Annotated in this window: 16 protein-coding genes and 1 pseudogene; 11 read left to right on the top strand and 6 right to left on the bottom strand. The window is 63.8% G+C overall.

The genetic code is table 11. The features are described 5' to 3' along the window. Positions 1-2: 2 nt before the first annotated feature. The 3 genes from NL532_RS26235 to thrC are packed head-to-tail and all read right to left on the bottom strand — an operon-like array spanning position 3 to position 3,318. Positions 3-599, bottom strand: a complete 597-nt coding sequence (locus tag NL532_RS26235) for a GNAT family N-acetyltransferase (RefSeq protein ID WP_023668403.1) — start codon at positions 597-599, stop codon at positions 3-5. A 14-nt stretch (positions 600-613) separates the two neighbouring features. After that, positions 614-1,906 carry a M16 family metallopeptidase gene (locus NL532_RS26230; protein WP_023668402.1) on the bottom strand — a complete coding sequence of 431 codons (1,293 nt, stop codon included), beginning with the start codon at positions 1,904-1,906 and terminating at the stop codon, positions 614-616. A gap of 14 nt (positions 1,907-1,920) precedes the next feature. Continuing rightward, positions 1,921-3,318 (bottom strand): threonine synthase, encoded by a 1,398-nt coding sequence (gene thrC, locus NL532_RS26225; protein WP_031203550.1) that lies wholly within the window; start codon positions 3,316-3,318, stop codon positions 1,921-1,923. Positions 3,319-3,444: 126 nt separating this feature from the next. Between thrC and NL532_RS26220 the strand changes: the two genes are divergently transcribed. The 7 genes and pseudogenes from NL532_RS26220 to NL532_RS26190 all read left to right on the top strand — a co-directional run bounded on the left by NL532_RS26220 (position 3,445) and on the right by NL532_RS26190 (position 6,726). After that, the gene (locus NL532_RS26220) at positions 3,445-4,176 is read left to right on the top strand and encodes a hypothetical protein (protein WP_023668400.1); all 732 of its coding nucleotides are present in this window, start codon (positions 3,445-3,447) and stop codon (positions 4,174-4,176) included. A 199-nt stretch (positions 4,177-4,375) separates the two neighbouring features. Then, positions 4,376-4,698 (top strand): annotated as a pseudogene (locus NL532_RS26215) (ArsR/SmtB family transcription factor). Then, on the top strand, positions 4,695-5,120 hold the full coding sequence (locus tag NL532_RS26210) for an SRPBCC family protein (protein WP_023830048.1): 426 nt from the start codon (positions 4,695-4,697) through the stop codon (positions 5,118-5,120). The pseudogene NL532_RS26215 and the gene NL532_RS26210 overlap by 4 nt, the downstream one beginning before the upstream one ends. A 58-nt stretch (positions 5,121-5,178) precedes the next feature. After that, the gene (locus tag NL532_RS26205; RefSeq protein ID WP_023830049.1) at positions 5,179-5,571 is read left to right on the top strand and encodes a VOC family protein; all 393 of its coding nucleotides are present in this window, start codon (positions 5,179-5,181) and stop codon (positions 5,569-5,571) included. A gap of 26 nt (positions 5,572-5,597) precedes the next feature. Next, positions 5,598-5,819: a hypothetical protein gene (locus NL532_RS26200; protein WP_023830050.1), complete on the top strand. Its 222-nt coding sequence runs from the start codon at positions 5,598-5,600 to the stop codon at positions 5,817-5,819. 3 nt (positions 5,820-5,822) lie between these two features. Continuing rightward, positions 5,823-6,281, top strand: coding sequence for a DUF1801 domain-containing protein (locus tag NL532_RS26195; RefSeq protein ID WP_023830051.1), 459 nt, complete (start codon positions 5,823-5,825; stop codon positions 6,279-6,281). Positions 6,282-6,294: 13 nt separating this feature from the next. Next, entirely contained in the window at positions 6,295-6,726 is a 432-nt protein-coding gene (locus NL532_RS26190) for a DUF1801 domain-containing protein (RefSeq protein WP_023830052.1), read from the top strand. A gap of 5 nt (positions 6,727-6,731) precedes the next feature. Here NL532_RS26190 and NL532_RS26185 read toward each other — a convergent pair whose 3' ends face one another. Further along, positions 6,732-7,418 (bottom strand): HAD family hydrolase, encoded by a 687-nt coding sequence (locus NL532_RS26185; RefSeq protein ID WP_023830053.1) that lies wholly within the window; start codon positions 7,416-7,418, stop codon positions 6,732-6,734. Positions 7,419-7,607: 189 nt separating this feature from the next. Between NL532_RS26185 and NL532_RS26180 the strand changes: the two genes are divergently transcribed. Then, the gene (locus NL532_RS26180) at positions 7,608-8,741 is read left to right on the top strand and encodes a site-specific DNA-methyltransferase (RefSeq protein ID WP_023687165.1); all 1,134 of its coding nucleotides are present in this window, start codon (positions 7,608-7,610) and stop codon (positions 8,739-8,741) included. Positions 8,742-8,961: 220 nt separating this feature from the next. Here NL532_RS26180 and NL532_RS26175 read toward each other — a convergent pair whose 3' ends face one another. After that, entirely contained in the window at positions 8,962-9,573 is a 612-nt protein-coding gene (locus NL532_RS26175; RefSeq protein WP_023701993.1) for an HAD family hydrolase, read from the bottom strand. A gap of 22 nt (positions 9,574-9,595) precedes the next feature. Further along, positions 9,596-10,717: an A/G-specific adenine glycosylase gene (gene mutY, locus NL532_RS26170; RefSeq protein ID WP_023830054.1), complete on the bottom strand. Its 1,122-nt coding sequence runs from the start codon at positions 10,715-10,717 to the stop codon at positions 9,596-9,598. Between the two features lie 50 nt (positions 10,718-10,767). On the opposite strand from mutY, the gene NL532_RS26165 reads away from it, so the two are divergent. The 3 genes from NL532_RS26165 (at position 10,768) to smc (ending at position 15,698) form a co-directional block, all read left to right on the top strand. Continuing rightward, positions 10,768-11,274, top strand: coding sequence for a DUF721 domain-containing protein (locus tag NL532_RS26165; protein WP_031203552.1), 507 nt, complete (start codon positions 10,768-10,770; stop codon positions 11,272-11,274). A gap of 167 nt (positions 11,275-11,441) precedes the next feature. Then, positions 11,442-12,170, top strand: coding sequence for a DsbA family protein (locus tag NL532_RS26160; RefSeq protein ID WP_031203554.1), 729 nt, complete (start codon positions 11,442-11,444; stop codon positions 12,168-12,170). A 69-nt stretch (positions 12,171-12,239) separates the two neighbouring features. Further along, positions 12,240-15,698, top strand: a complete 3,459-nt coding sequence (gene smc, locus NL532_RS26155) for a chromosome segregation protein SMC (protein ID WP_286439414.1) — start codon at positions 12,240-12,242, stop codon at positions 15,696-15,698. The last annotated feature ends 66 nt before the right edge of the window (positions 15,699-15,764 follow it).

The raw sequence follows: 15,764 nt of genomic DNA, 5'->3' as shown, positions 1-15,764 counted from the left end.
AATCAGTCCTTCGTTCCAGCGCCCGGTGGATCGTCCGCGATCCGGGCGTAGAGGTAGTGGTCCTGCCAGATGCCGTTGATCCTGAGGTAGGATCGCAGAAGTCCTTCGCGCCGGAATCCGGCTTTTTCAAGCACGCGGATCGACCGGACATTGTCGGGAATACAGGCAGCTTCGATCCGGTGCAACCTCAGCGTATCGAAGGCGAAGCGGCAGACCACCTTGACCGCGTCGGTCATCAGGCCGCGGCCGCCAAACCGCTCCCCGATCCAGTACCCGACATGGCCGCTTTGCGAGACGCCGTGGCGGATATTGCCGAGCGTAATGCCGCCGGCAAGCTTGCCGCTCGCCTTCTCGAAGATGAAGAAGGCGATGGCTGTCCCCTGCGCATAGTCTTCGCGGTAGCGGCCGATGCGCAGCCGCCAGGCGGTGCGGTCGAGTTCATCGGGCGTCCAGCGCGGCTCCCACGGTTCGAGGAAGGCACGGCTTTCGCCGCGCACCGCTGACCATTCGCGATAGTCGTTGGTGTAGGGCACGCGCAGCATGACCCGGTCGCCTTTCAGTGCCGGCAGGTCACGGCGAAAGAAAGGGAGCGCGAACACCGGCGCTTGAAGGCTTAGACGGCGAGCTTGCGGGCCGTGGTGTGCGTGCCCGCAAGCGAATCGAGAATCGCCTCATAGGGCGCGAGCGTACCCACCGGTCCAACCGCAGTCAGCGTCGGCTTGGTCGAAAACAGCCGGGACGAAAGGTCGGTCAGCCGCTCGACGGTCAGCGCCGACAGCCGTTCCATCAATTCCTCCTTGGCGATCGGCCGACCGAACAGAAGCAGCTGCCTGGCGATCTGCGAGGCGCGGCTGGCCGGGCTTTCAGCCGACATGATCAGGCCGGCGCGATATTGCGCGCGGGCGCGGTCGAGCTCTTCCTGAAGGATATTCTCGCCGGCCTTCTGCAGCTCGTCGATAATGACCGGCACCAGTTCGGCAATGTCGCTCTGCCCGGTCGCGGCATGAACGCCGAAGATGCCGGTATCGGAAAAACCCCAGTGGAAGGCATAGACCGAATAGCACAGGCCACGCTTTTCGCGGACCTCCTGGAACAGCCGGGACGACATGCCGCCGCCGAGGATCATCGACAGCACCTGCGAAGCGTAGAAATCGCGCACATGATAGGCTCGGCCTTCGAAGCCGAGCACGATCTGCGCGTCCATCAGGTCGCGATCCTCGCGGAAATCGCCGCCGACATACTGCGCATATTGCGGCATCGTGCTGTCGGACTTGCTGCGGAAACCGCCGAGCTGCTTTTCGACCTCGCGCACGAAATTGTCATGCTTGATGTCGCCGGCCGCGACGATCACCATCTTCTCGGCGCCATACTGGCGCTCTATGAAATCATGCAGCTGTTTGGAGGTGAAGGATTTGACGGTTTCCGGCGTGCCGAGGATCGAGCGGCCGATCGTCTGGTGGCGGAAGGCGGTCTCGGTGAAACGGTCGAAGACGATGTCGTCGGGCGTGTCGTGCGCGGCGCCGATCTCCTGCAGGATCACATGCTGCTCGCGCTCCAGTTCCTCTGGGTCGAATTCGGACTCCTGCAGGATATCGGCAAGGATATCCACCGCCAGCGGCACATCGTCGGACAGCACCCTGGCGTAATAGGACGTCGTCTCGACTGATGTGGCGGCATTGATCTCGCCGCCGACATCCTCGATTTCCGAGGCGATCTCGAAGGCCGTCCGCCTTTTCGTACCCTTGAAGGCCATATGCTCGAGCAGATGGGCCATTCCGTGCTCGTCGTCACGCTCATTGCGGGCGCCGGACTTGACCCAGGCGCCAAGGGCAACGGATTCGAGGCTTGGAAGGGTTTCGGTGGCGACTGTCAGGCCGTTCGACAGACGGCTTACCTCAACACCCATATGGCAAGTACTCCCTAACGCGCTGCCCTTGAGTGGCGGCTCACGTAATCTTCCACCATTTTCAGGTCGGATGGAAGTACCGTGTACTTTTCGTCGGCTGACATCAAGGACCCCAGCCATGCGGGCAGGGCCGGCGACACGCCGCAGGCGGCTTCGACCGCGGCCGGGAACTTGGCCGGGTGCGCCGTGCCCAGCACCACCATCGGCACTGCACCGTCAGCCTTGCCGGCGGCGACATGCACGGCCGCGGCCGTGTGCGGATCGAGCAGATAATTGCTGGATTCGAGCGTTGAACGGATGGTGGCGGCAACCTCGTCCATATCAGCGCGTCCGGCGTCGAATTCGGACCGCATCCGGTCGATTTCTGCGGTTTCGATGGTGAAGGCGCCGGATTGCTTGAGGCCGGCCATGTAACGCCGCACCGTCTCTGCGTTACGGTCGCAGGCCTCGAACAGCAGTCGCTCGAAGTTCGACGATACCTGGATGTCCATCGATGGCGACGTCGTCGCAAACACACCCTTGGTGCGGTATTCACCGGTCGCGAAAGTGCGCGCCAATATGTCGTTGTCGTTGGTGGCGACGATCAGCCGCTCGATCGGCAGGCCCATCTTCTTGGCGGCGTAACCGGCGAAAATATCGCCGAAATTGCCGGTCGGCACGGTAAAGGAGGCCGGCCTGTCCGGCGCGCCGAGCGAAAGCGCCGAGGAAAAATAATAGACGATCTGGGCCATGATGCGGGCCCAGTTGATCGAATTGACGCCCGACAGCGACACGCGATCACGAAAACCATGATCGTTGAACATATCCTTCAGCAGGCCCTGGCAATCGTCGAAATTGCCTTCGATGGCCAGCGCCTGGACGTTGGTGGCCGTCGATGTCGTCATCTGCCGCTGCTGCACCGGCGAGACGCGGCCATGCGGAAACATCACGAAAATGTCAGTTCGGTCGCGGCCGGCGAAGGCATCGATGGCGGCGCCGCCGGTGTCACCCGAGGTCGCGCCGACGATGGTTGCACGCTGGCCGCGCTCAGTCAGTACATGGTCCATCAGCCGGGCAAGCAGCTGCATGGCAACGTCCTTGAAGGCCAGCGTCGGACCGTGGAAGAGTTCAAGGATGAACGTGTTGGCGCCGGTCTGCACCAGCGGGCAGACGGCCTGGTGGCGGAAGGTGGCATAGGCTTCTCGCACCAGGCGCTCGAAGACGGGTGCGGCGATCTCGCCGCCGAGGAACGGCGTCAGCACGCGGATGGCGAGGTCCGCATAGGGCAGGCCGCGCATGGCGCGGATCTCGGCTGCCGAAAACTGCGGCCATGTCTGCGGCACATAAAGCCCGCCGTCGCGGGCCAGCCCCGCCAGCACCGCGTCGGCAAATCCAAGCACGGGTGCATCCCCGCGGGTACTCACATAGCGCATCGTCAAGGTCCATTGCTGCCGCCGGTTCATCCACGGCAATTGGTTAATTTTCCGAGCCGGCTCAGTCGCATTTTTGCCGTGGCGTTGCTATACGTCACCAACTTTGCGAGAGGGAAGTGCAGTTTCATGGCGTTTCACAAGTTCAACCGTCGCTTTGTCGCGGGTCTGGCGCTCACCGGCTTTATGCTTGCCGCCGCCGGTTGCCAATCGAGCGACAATGGCATCCTCAATCTCGGTTTCGGCAAGAAGACCGACCCGAATGCGCCAATACCGCCGCAGGATCCCAAGGTTCTCGCCAGCCAGTTGCAGGCCTACTGCCCGAAAGTGACGGTGCGCGATGGCACCGCCTACTTCAATACCTACGCCAAGGGCGCGCCGCAGCCGAGAAAGAAAAAGGCTGATGCGGCACAGGATGCCGAGGCCGCTGCCGCCGCGCAGACGGCGCCTGACGGCTCCATCGTCGATCCGAACAAGGATCCGGCCAAGATCATCTACCAGGCCTCGATCAGCGATGTGAGCCGCGATTGCAGCCGTGCCAACGGCCAGTTGACGATGAAGGTTGGCGTTGCCGGCAAGATCGTGCCGGGACCGCTGTTCGCCCCCGGCACCATCACCATGCCGATCCGCATTGCCGTCATGCACGGCCCCGACGTGCTTTATTCGCAAATTCACCCCTATCAGATCCAGGTCAGCGATCCCTCGACCGCCACCCAATTCGTGTTCACCGATCCCAACGTCGTCGTGCCCGAACCCTCCGCCCGGGATTACACTGTCTATGCCGGCTATGACGACACCGCGCCGGCGGCGGCGGACAAGAAGTCCGGCAAGAAAAAGAAGCGCGCTCCCGCGACGAACTAAGCGCCTGGGCGCCGTCGCTGCTGCGACGGTGCCGGTCAACTCTTTGAAAGATCCAAACGATCCGATCGTAATCCTGCAGGCGTGCGCCTGCGGCAGGTCGCGTCTGCGCTTTAATCTCGATCCATTCCGCCAGCGCACTTGACTCATCCATATCCCGGCGGTTATACGTCAATCAATAGCTCGCAGGTTATTGATCCCGATGCCGGACGCCCACGATACTTTGTTCAGAACGCTTGCCGACCCGACCCGGCGGGCCATCTTCGAGCGCTTGTGCCGCCAAGGTGAGCAGACCGTGGGGCGCTGACGGCGCAGTCCGGGGTCTCGCAACCGGCGGTGTCGAAGCATCTCGGCGTCCTGAAGCTGGCCGGCCTGGTGCGTGACCGCCACGCCGGACGCCAGACCCACTACAGCGCCCAGCCCGCGGCACTTGGCCCGCTGACCGACTGGACAGTTCAAATGACAGGATTCTGGGAGAGCCGCTTCGATGATCTCGAGAACCTGCTGAAAAGGATGGACCAGTGAGCAATCCCGAGCTGCGCACCGTCGTCGTCGAACGTGAAATATCCTGGCCGGCGGAGAAGATCTGGCGCGCGTTGACGCAGCCGCATCTGATGGAGGAATGGCTCATGAAGAACGATTTCAAGCCTGTCGTCGGCCACAGCTTCAATCTTCGCGGCGACTGGGGCGGCGTGCTCGATTGCGAGGTGCTGGCCATCGAGCAAGGCAGGACGCTGTCCTACAGCTGGGATTTTTCGCATGAGGATGCCGCCTACAATCTGAAGAGCGTGGTGACGTTCACGCTCACGCCCACCAGCACGGGGACCCATCTGCGCGTCGAGCAGTCGGGTTTCCATCCGAGCCAGAAGCAGGCCTATGGCGGCGCCAGGGCCGGGTGGCAGCAATTCCTCACCAAGCTGGAGCAGCTTCTGGCGAAGCCGGATTGAAGCCTGCCGGACCACGCCCTGACCGCGGGGGCAACCGAATGCAAAAAGGAGGAAATCGATGAAGATCAAGCTGACCAGCGTCTATGTGGACAACCAGGACAACGCACTGCGCTTCTACACCGACGTGCTGGGCTTTGCCGTGAAGGCCGACTTCAGCAATGGGCCTTTTCGTTGGCTGACCGTCATCTCACCCGATGAGCCCGAGGGAACCGAGCTACAGCTGGCGCTCAACGAAAATCCGGCCGCCAAGGCCTACCAGCAGGCCATCTTCAAGCAGGGGCAGCCCGCGCTCATGCTGTTCACCGACGACGTCAAGGGTGATTACGAGCGCATCAAGGGACGCGGCGGTGCGTTCGCCACGGCGCCGACAGAAGTGACCGGCTCGACCATCGCCCAGCTCAACGACAGCTGCGGCAATCTCATCCAGATCACCCAACTGGCGCGTTGGTAGGCGCTGGTTTCAAGAGGAGGGTTGCAATGAACTTGAGCAAATGGATACGTCAAACCCATCGTTGGCTGTCGATCATCTTCACGCTGACCGTGGCAGCCAATTTCATCACCATGGCATTCGAGCAACCTCCGGCCTGGGTGGTCTATTCGCCGCTGCTGCCGCTCTTCCTGCTGCTGTTCAGTGGCCTCTATATGTTCGTGCTGCCTTACGTCGCGAGATCGCGTGGCGAGCAGGGCGCGCAAGGGTAGGACATGGCCAAGGCGCCGGGAAAATCGAAGGTCGCAAAACCGGCCCCAGACAAGCCGGAAAAGCCGGTCCTGCTTTCGGGCGGCAACCCGCAGATCCCGAAGGCCTATGGGGACGCTCCGGTGCAGGCATATATTGCTGCCATGCCGGGCTGGAAAAGCGATGTCGGGCGCCGGATCGACGCACTTATCGTCAGCGCCGTCCCCGGCGTCTGCAAGGCGGTGAAGTGGAACTCACCGTTCTATGGCATCGAGGGCGAGGGTTGGTTCCTCAGCCTGCATTGCTTCACCAGATACGTCAAAGTCGCCTACTTTCGCGGCACGTCGCTCGATCCTGTGCCTCCCGGCGGTTCAAGGCAAAAGGAAGTGCGCTATCTCGACATCCATGAAGGCGAAGAGATCGACGAAGCCCGCTTCGCCTCCTGGGTGAAGCAGGCCAGCCGATTGCCCGGCGAGAAGATGTGAACGGAGGCAGACCATGAAGACCAGTATGTCGAGCAAGGACGAGGGAGGCGCCTCTGCCTCCGAGCGGATAGATGCCCGAATCCGGGAGCTGGACGATTGGCGGGGCAAGACGTTGGCCAGCCTGCGCAAGACCATCCTCGATGCCGATCCGGAAATCATCGAGGAGTGGAAGTGGATGGGCAGCCCGGTATGGTCGCGCGACGGCATGATCGCCGTCGGCAACGCCCACAAGGACAAGGTGAAGCTGACCTTTTCCCACGGCGCCAACCTGCCGGATCCCGACAGGCTGTTCAACAACGGGCTCAACGGCAAGGTGTGGCGCGCCATCGATGTGTCGGAGGGCGACGAGATCGATGCGGATGCGCTGAAAGCGCTCGTCCGTGCCGCGATTGCCTACAACAGGGCAAAGAAGAAACCGGCCAAATCGGCCAAAGCCAAGGACTGATCGGTTCAGGCGTCCGACCACTCCGACAGAGCGGCAATCACACTTTTCAGTTCGGCCCAGCGGCGGATGACGGTTTCGGCTCCGGCTTCGGTCAGCACATCGGCATGGCCGGGATAGCTGTGCGCGGCGCCGGTGAAGCCGATCACGCGCATGCCGGCGGCCCTGGCGCCGGTGACGCCGTGCACCGAATCCTCGATGACGAAGGTGTTTGCCGGATTGGCGTTGAGTTGCTCCGCCGCAATCAGGAACACATCCGGCGCGGGCTTGGTTTTCTTGCTTGGTATTTCCAGCGCTGAAAAAATCCGGCCGGCGAAGAACGGCAGCAGGCCCACTTTCTCCAGCATGAACTCGATCCGCTCCAAGCGTGAGTTCGAGCAGACGCAGCGCGGCGCGGTCACCGCCGCGACCGCCTCGCGCACGCCGTCGATGGCGCGCACGTCGCTGCGCAGTTTGCGGTCGACCAGCTCTTCGGCCCGGTCGATCATCGAGGCCTGGAACGGGATCGCGGACTTTGCCTCGACCCGCATCATGATGTCCTTGAAGGTCAGTCCGGCATAGGTTTCGGCGTATTCCTCAGCCGAGATTTCATATCCGGCCAAGGTCAGCAATTCGGCCTCGACGCGGGCTGCGATGATTTCGGAATCGACGAGCACGCCGTCGCAATCGAAGATGACAAGGTCTGGCTGGGGCATGGCAATCCGAACGAGGGAGGGTGATGAGAGGCCCGGCAAGGCTCAAGCGGCGCGACATACACCAACGGGCCGGGCTGCGCAAATTGACGACCTCAGGGCTGCTTGGCCTGTTGCGTCCTTCACCGAATATTTACGCTGATCGGTAACCATAACGGGGAGTAAACAGTAACGCGTGCCTTGGGTGTAAAAATGTCTGCCGTGCGTCTTCTCGCCGACCTCTCCCACGCCCCCCAGCAATCCGAGTGGCTGGACACGATCCTCAAGGGCGATTGTGTCGCCGCGCTCGACCGGCTGCCGGAAAAATCCATCGACGTCATCTTCGCCGATCCGCCTTACAATCTGCAGCTCGACGGCGATTTGCACCGGCCCGACCAGTCCAAGGTCGACGCCGTCGACGACGACTGGGACCAGTTCGAGAGTTTCGAGGCCTATGACGCCTTCACCCGCGCCTGGCTCCTGGCGGCACGCCGCGTGCTGAAGCCCAATGGCACCATCTGGGTCATCGGCTCCTACCACAACATCTTCCGCGTCGGCGCCAAGATGCAGGATCTCGGCTTCTGGATCCTCAACGATGTCGTCTGGCGCAAGACCAACCCAATGCCGAATTTCCGCGGTCGCCGCTTCCAGAACGCGCATGAGACCATGATCTGGGCCTCGCGCGACCAGAAGGGCAAGGGCTACACCTTCAATTACGAAGCCATGAAGGCATCGAACGACGACATCCAGATGCGCTCCGACTGGCTGTTCCCGATCTGCACTGGCGGCGAGCGGCTGAAGAACGACAATGGCGACAAGCTGCATCCGACGCAGAAGCCGGAAGCGCTGCTCGCCCGCATCATGATGGCCTCGACCAAGCCGGGCGACATCGTGCTCGACCCGTTTTTCGGCTCCGGCACCACCGGCGCCGTGGCCAAGCGGCTTGGCCGCCATTTCGTCGGCATCGAGCGCGAACAGGCCTATATCGACGCCGCCAACGAGCGCATCGATGCGGTGCGGCCGCTGGAAAGCGCCGATCTCGCCGTGCTCACCGGCAAGCGCGCCGAGCCGCGCGTCGCCTTTGTCAGCCTCATCGATACCGGGCTTATGCAGCCCGGCGCCACGCTTTACGATGCCAAGAAGCGCTGGTCGGCCAAGGTACGCGCCGACGGCACGGTTGCCATCGGTGACAGCGCCGGCTCGATCCACAAGATCGGCGCCGAAGTGCAGGGCCTGGACGCCTGCAACGGCTGGACCTTCTGGCACTATGAGCGCTCGGGCGGCCTGACCCCGATCGACGAACTGCGCCGCATCGCCAGGCTCGGCATGGAGCGGGCAGGGGCCTGACGCTACCACATAAAGGTCGGCGCCCTAGGGCGCCCCCCTCTGGCCTGCCGGCCATCTCCCCCACGAGGGGGGAGATCGCGCGCTTCATTGTTTTCGCCAACCTTCAACGTTGTAAGAAAGAGCCGTCGGCGAGGCTGCCAATCTCCCCCCTCGTGGGGGAGATGCCCGGCAGGGCAGAGGGGGGCGCCATAAAGCGCTACCTTCGACCCCTCTGCGTAGCTCAGGTCGCGATGCCATACCGCTCAAGGTCCGCCTTGAGCGTCTTTGCATCTGTGAACAGCACAGCATTCCAGCCGGCCACCCTGGCGCCATCGACATTTCTGGGGCTGTCGTCGATGAACAGCGTGGCTGACGGTTCGAGACCGAACGCGGCGACGTGATGGTCGTAGATGGCGCGGTCGGGCTTGATCTCACGGATATCGGCCGACACGGTCACGCCGCGCGGGCGGCTAAGGAAATCGAAGCGCAGTCGTGCCTCGGCAAGTGTGTCGGCGGCGAAGTTCGTCAGCATGGTCACGTCGTGGCCGCTCTCGATCAGGCCGAGCATGATGGCGACGCTGTCCTCATAGGCATGCGGCACCATGTCGTTCCAATAGCGTCGGAAATTGCGGATGTTTTCAGCATGATCCGGGTAATCCGCGATCAGCAGCGCTTCCGCCTCTTCCCACGTCCGGCCACGGTCCTGTTCGATGTTCCAGTCATGCGTGCAGACATTGTCGAAGAACCACTTGCGCTCTTCGGCATCGGGAATGAGGCGGCTGAACGGAATGTTCGGATCGTAGTGGAGCAAGACGCGACCGATGTCGAACACGATATGGCGGATTTCAGTCATTTCGGGCCTTTCAAAGCGAATGCTAGTCAATGGGGCGGTGCTTTTTGGTTGCGCCCGGTATCGCTGCTTCGATGACCTTTTTCATGACCGTCGGCAGCGCTTCTCCGGAAATGTCATGGGCCAGCGACCAGAAATGCCCTTCCGGCGCATCACTATTCACTTGAGCGTGAAAAACTTCGAGCTCGAGCGCGAAATGGGTGAAGACATGCGCGATCTCTCCAGCGCGCCGCCAGTCGGCAGGGAAGGGCGCTGCCTCCGAAGTGGTTGCACCGTCGATCCGTGCTGTCCAACCTGTGGTCGGCACCTCGGTCATGCCGCCGAGCAGGCCCTTGTCAGGCCGCTTGCGCAACAGGATGGCGCCGTCGCCGCGCTCGGCGACGAAGGCGGCACCCCGCCTGAGTGGTTTGTCGACCTTGGGCAGGCGGACCGGAAAGCGCTCGGGGTCGCCGGACAGGATGGCGCTGCAATCCTCGCGCACCGGGCACAGCATGCAGCGCGGCCGTCTTGGCGTGCAGATCGTGGCGCCAAGGTCCATCATTGCCTGGGCGAAGTCGCCCGGCCTTGTCTGCGGAACCAGTCTTTCGACGAGCGCGCGGATTTCAGGCTTTGCCTCGCTGAGCGGCGTTGCGATCGAATAGAGCCGCGAGATGACACGTTCGACATTGCCGTCGACGACCGCCGCCGGACGGTCGAAGGCGATCGCCGCGATCGCCGCCGCCGTATAGGCGCCGATCCCCGGCAATTCCCTCAATCCCGTTTCGTTGTCGGGAAAACGGCCGCCCTGGCTCGCAACCAGATCGGCGCAGGCCTTGAGGTTGCGCGCTCGTGAATAATAGCCGAGCCCGGCCCAGGCCTTCATCACATCCTCGGCCGGCGCAGCCGCCAGCGCCTTCACATCAGGCCATTTCTCGACAAAGGCGCGAAAATAGGATTTTACCGCTTCGACCGTGGTCTGCTGCAGCATCACTTCCGAAAGCCAGATGCGATAGGGGTCCGGCCGTGCACCGCCGGCCGCGGCGTGCGGCGTGATCCGCCACGGCAGTTCGCGATGGTGCGCGTCGTACCAGGCAAGCAGACGCGCGGCGATCTCTCCCGATAGAGTTGGTCCGGATGCGGCCTTGCGGGTCTGTTCGTGCAGTGCCATTGATCGCGGGCTGGCTCTAGGCTGGTGAGGAGCGTGGCTGGAGAACGTACATGGCAGGGAGAACGCCTTACGGCAATCCCGTTCCGGTGAGCGATCTCGCGACCGCGATCCTCGACCCCGTGCTGCGCAAGCGGGCCGGCATTTCGATCGGGCTGGTGCAGTCATGGGAAGAGATCGCCGGCCCCAGGCTCGCCGGCCATTCGCGCCCCGAAAAAATCCAGTGGCCGCGCCGCATGCATGAGGACGATCCGTTCGAGCCGGCGGTGCTGGTCATCGCCTGCGAGGGCATGGCCGCGCTGCACCTACAGCACGAGACCGGCGAGATCATCAACCGCGTCAATGCCTTTCTCGGCTTCAACGCGATCGGCAGGATCCGGATCGTGCAAAAGCCGGTGCTGGGGGACAAAGCCCGGCCGAAACCGTCGCCGAGAGCACTGACTCCTGTCGAAAAGGCCAAATTGTCCGATACCGTCGGCAAGATCGAGGATGAAGGCTTGCGCGCCTCGCTGGAGCGTCTTGGCGCCACAATTCTTGGCCAAAGGAAGCGGCCAAGGTAATCAACTGGAAATCAGTCGGTCATGAACGCGTCATCTATCTCGCGCATTCGTGATCCTGCATGTAGAGTTTGGCGATTGGAATGGGGACGGCGATGCCTTAATTCCCGCCAACTCTCGCCTTTTCTAGCCTTTGCGTTGCAAAATCAAACCACAGTCAGGTGATTCGCATGAACCGTAGCTTGTCCCGCAGAAACCTCCTGTCTTCGCTGGCCGTCATTCCGGCAGTGGCTATGCTCGCCGCATGCAGCGATTCAGGCGAGGATGCCAAAGCAGCGGATGTGAAGCCTGCGGCTCCCGCGCCTGCTTCGACGCCTGCCACGCTGGCCGCCGTCAAGGTCCCGGAGTCTTCCGGCAATGTCGACATGGCCGAACTGCTGAAGCCCGGCGCTTTGCCCGACAAGCAGCTCGGCAAGGATGACGCCAAGGTCACCATCGTCGAATATGCCTCGATGACCTGCCCGCATTGTGCGCATTTCGCCGCGACCACCTTCCCTGAGTTGAAGACGAAGTACATCGACACCGGCAAGGCGCGTTACATCCTGCGCGAATTCCCGTTCGATCCAAGCGCCGAGGCCGGTTTCATGCTGGCGCGCTGTTCGAAGGACAATTATTTCCCGATGGTCGACGTGCTGTTCAAGCAGCAGGCCAACTGGGTCGGCGTCAACAATACCAAGGATGCGCTGCTGCAGATCTCCAAGCTCGCCGGTTTTACACAGGAGTCCTTCGAGGCCTGCTTGACGGACCAGAAACTTCTGGACGATGTGAGATCGGTCCAGAAGCGCGGCGCCGATGAATTCAAGGTCGACTCGACGCCGACCTTCTTCATCAACGGGAAAACCTACAAAGGTGCGATGTCGATTGAGGAAATATCGGCCATCATCGACCCTCTGCTCTGACGTCCAGGCGGCGCCGGAGCGACTGCGCTTCGGCGTCAGCGCACCTTTGTGCCTTATAGGCAGGCGCGAATGAAGTTTTCGCGCCTTCGCCTCCTCGGCTTCAAATCCTTCGTCGAACCCGGCGAGTTCGTCATCGAACGCGGCCTGACCGGCATTGTCGGGCCGAATGGCTGCGGCAAGTCGAACCTTGTCGAGGCGATGCGCTGGGTGATGGGCGAAAGCTCGTACAAGAACATGCGCGCGTCCGGCATGGACGACGTGATCTTTTCCGGCTCGGGAACGCGCCCGGCCCGCAACACCGCCGAAGTCACGCTGTTCCTCGACAACTCGGACCGCACCGCGCCCGCCGCCTTCAACGACGCCGATGAATTGCAGGTGTCGCGCCGCATCGAGCGCGAAGCCGGCTCGCTCTACCGCATCAACGGCAAGGAAGCCCGCGCCAAGGACGTGCAGCTTCTGTTCGCCGACCAGTCGACCGGCGCGCGCTCGCCTTCCATGGTCGGACAGGGCCGCATCGGCGAACTGATCCAGGCCAAGCCGCAGGCGCGCCGCGCGCTGCTCGAAGAGGCCGCCGGCATTTCCGGCCTGCACACGCGCCGTCACGAGGCCGAGCTTCGGCTGAAGGCGGCCGAACAAAATCTGGAACGGCTGGACGATGTCGTCGGCGAACTGGAGAGCCAGATCGAAAGCCTGAAGCGCCAGGCGCGCCAGGCATCGCGCTTCAAGAACCTGTCGGCCGATATCCGCAAGGCGGAAGCCACGCTCTTGCATCTGCGCTGGACCTTGGCCAAGACCCAGGAGGGCGATGCGCGTTCGGCGCTGGCGGTTGCCACAGCTCTGGTCGGCGACCGCGCCGCCGCCCAGATGGCTGCCGCCCGGGAGCAAGGCATCGGCGCCCACCGGCTGCCGGACCTGCGTGACGCCGAGGCCGCGGCTGCCGCCGCCTTCCAGCGCCTGTCCATCGCCAAGGCGCAGATCGAGGAGGAGGCAGGCCGCATCCGCGCCCGCCAGGCCGAACTCGAGCGCCGGCTGCAGCAGCTCGACGGCGACATCGCGCGCGAGGAGCGCATGGTCCGCGACAATGCGGATATTCTTGAGCGCCTGCGCGAGGAAGAAGCCACGCTCAATTCCGAAAATGCCGGCGCCGCCCAACGCGAGGCCACGACGCGGGCCGCTTTCGAGCAGGCCGGCGCAACGCTGTCGCAGAGCGAAGCCAAGCTCGCTGCGCTGACCGCCGAACGCGCCGAGGCCGCCGCCGCGCGCAATCAGATCGAACGCACGCTGCGCGAAAACGCCGAACGCCGCGATCGCTTTGCCCGCCAGCTGGCCGATGTCGACCGCGAATTGTCCGAGATTGTGTCGAAGGTTGCGGGCTTGCCCGATCCCGCCGAGAAGCGCGCTCTGGTCGAGGACGCGCTCGCCCGGTTGGAGGAGGCCGAGGCCGGCGCCATTGCTGCCGAACAGGCGGTCGCCGAGGCGCGCGCCACCGAGAGTGCCGCCCGTCCGCCGCTGCAGGATGCCAGGGCCGAACTCGCCGGCATCGAGACCGAAGCCCGCACGCTGGCCAAGATCCTCAATGCCGCCAGCGGCGATCTTTTCCCGTCGGTACTGGAGCAACTCAGCGTCGAACGCGGCTATGAGACGGCCCTCGGTGCTGCGCTTGGCGAGGATCTCGACGTGCCGCTCGACCGCAGCGCGCCGGTGCATTGGGGCGAAAGCCAGGTTGAACCAGGCGATGCGGCTTTGCCGGAAGGCCTCAAGAGCCTCGCCAGCGTGGTGCGCGCGCCTTCGCAGCTTGCCCGCCGGTTGGCGCAGATCGGCATCGTCGATGCGGCGGACGGCAAACGCCTGCAGACGCTGCTTGCCCCCGGCCAGCGGCTGGTCAGCCGTGACGGCGCGCTGTGGCGTTGGGATGGCTTGACCGCCAGCGCCGATGCACCGACCGCGGCCGCGCAGAGGCTGGCGCAGAAGAACCGGCTGGCCGAGCTCGATGCCGAGGCGGTGCAGGCGACGCAGATGATGCGTGAGGCAGAGGCTGCCCTTGCCCAGGCCGAACAGGCGCTGCGTGAGGCGAGCGAGGCCGAACGCAACGCCCGCCAGGCCGGGCGCGATGCCCAGCACGGCCTGGACGCCGCCCGCAGCGCGCTGGCCGAGGCCGAAAAGGCCGGTGGCGAGCTGGCAAGCCGCCGCGCCGCCCTGGACGAGGCGCGCGCGCGAATCGTCGACAGCCATGAAGAAACGGCCGCCGCCTTCGCCGAGGCCGAAATGCTGCTGCAGGACGCCCCCGATCTCGGCGACCTGCAACTTCAGCTCGAACAGACCGCCGCCAATGTCAGCCGCGATCGCGCAACCTTGGCCGACGCGCGTGCCGTCCATGAAGGCCTGCGCCGCGAAGCCGAGGCGCGCACGCGCCGGCTCGATGCCATCGGCGCCGAGCGCAGCAACTGGCTGCAGCGGGCCGAAAACGCCTCGACGCAGATCGCCTCGCTCGGCGAGCGCAGGGCCGAGGCCGAGGCCGAGCGCGAAACGCTGGCCGACGCCCCCGACGAGATCGACGCCAGGCGCCGCGCGCTGCTGTCGCAGCTGACCGAGGCAGAGACCTTGCGCAAGGCGGCCGCCGACCGCTTGCAGGAGGCCGAGACCAAGCAGGCCGAGCTGGACAAGGCCGCCACCGCGGCGATCCAGTCGCTGGCCGATTCCCGCGAAACCCGCGTCCGCGCCGAAGAGCGATTGACCGCCGCCGACGAGCGCCGGCTCGAGGTCGAGGCGCGCATCCAGGAAACGCTGAACACGCCGCCGCATTTGGTCATCCGCCATACCGGCCTGGAAGCCGACAGCCCGATGCCGGAAATGGCCGACATCGAGCGCCAGCTCGACCGGCTGAAGGTTGAGCGCGAGCGGCTCGGCGCCGTCAATCTGCGCGCCGAGGAAGAGCAGAAGGAACTGTCGGACCGGCTGGAGGCCATCGTTTCCGAGCGCGAGGACATCATCGAGGCGATCCGCAAGCTCAGGCAAGCGATCCAGAGCCTGAACCGCGAAGGCCGCGAACGGCTGCTTGCCGCTTTCGAGGTGGTCAACGGCCATTTCCAGCGGCTGTTCTCGCATCTGTTCGGTGGCGGCACGGCCGAATTGCAGCTGATCGAATCCGACGACCCGCTCGAAGCCGGGCTCGAAATCCTGGCCCGTCCGCCCGGCAAGAAGCCGCAGACCATGACGCTGCTGTCCGGCGGCGAGCAGGCGCTGACGGCGATGTCGCTTATCTTTGCGGTGTTCCTGACCAATCCGGCGCCGATCTGCGTGCTCGACGAAGTCGACGCGCCGCTCGACGATCACAATGTCGAGCGCTTCTGCAATTTGATGGACGAAATGGCCGCGACCACCGAGACGCGCTTCGTCATCATCACCCACAACCCGATCACGATGGCGCGCATGAACCGCCTGTTCGGCGTGACCATGGCCGAGCAGGGCGTCAGCCAACTGGTCTCGGTCGATCTGCAGGCCGCCGAGGCGATGCGCGAGGCGAGCTGACGCAGCATGCTTTGTTGATTTCGTCGGCGATGGCGTCGATCCGACTGTTGCAATAGGACCGTCGCC

Origin of the sequence: Mesorhizobium sp. C120A (assembly GCF_030323105.1) — a bacterium.
Lineage (GTDB): Bacteria > Pseudomonadota > Alphaproteobacteria > Rhizobiales > Rhizobiaceae > Mesorhizobium.
The sequence above is the reverse complement of the archived record's forward strand: the minus strand, read 5'-3'. Positions and strand labels throughout refer to the sequence as shown.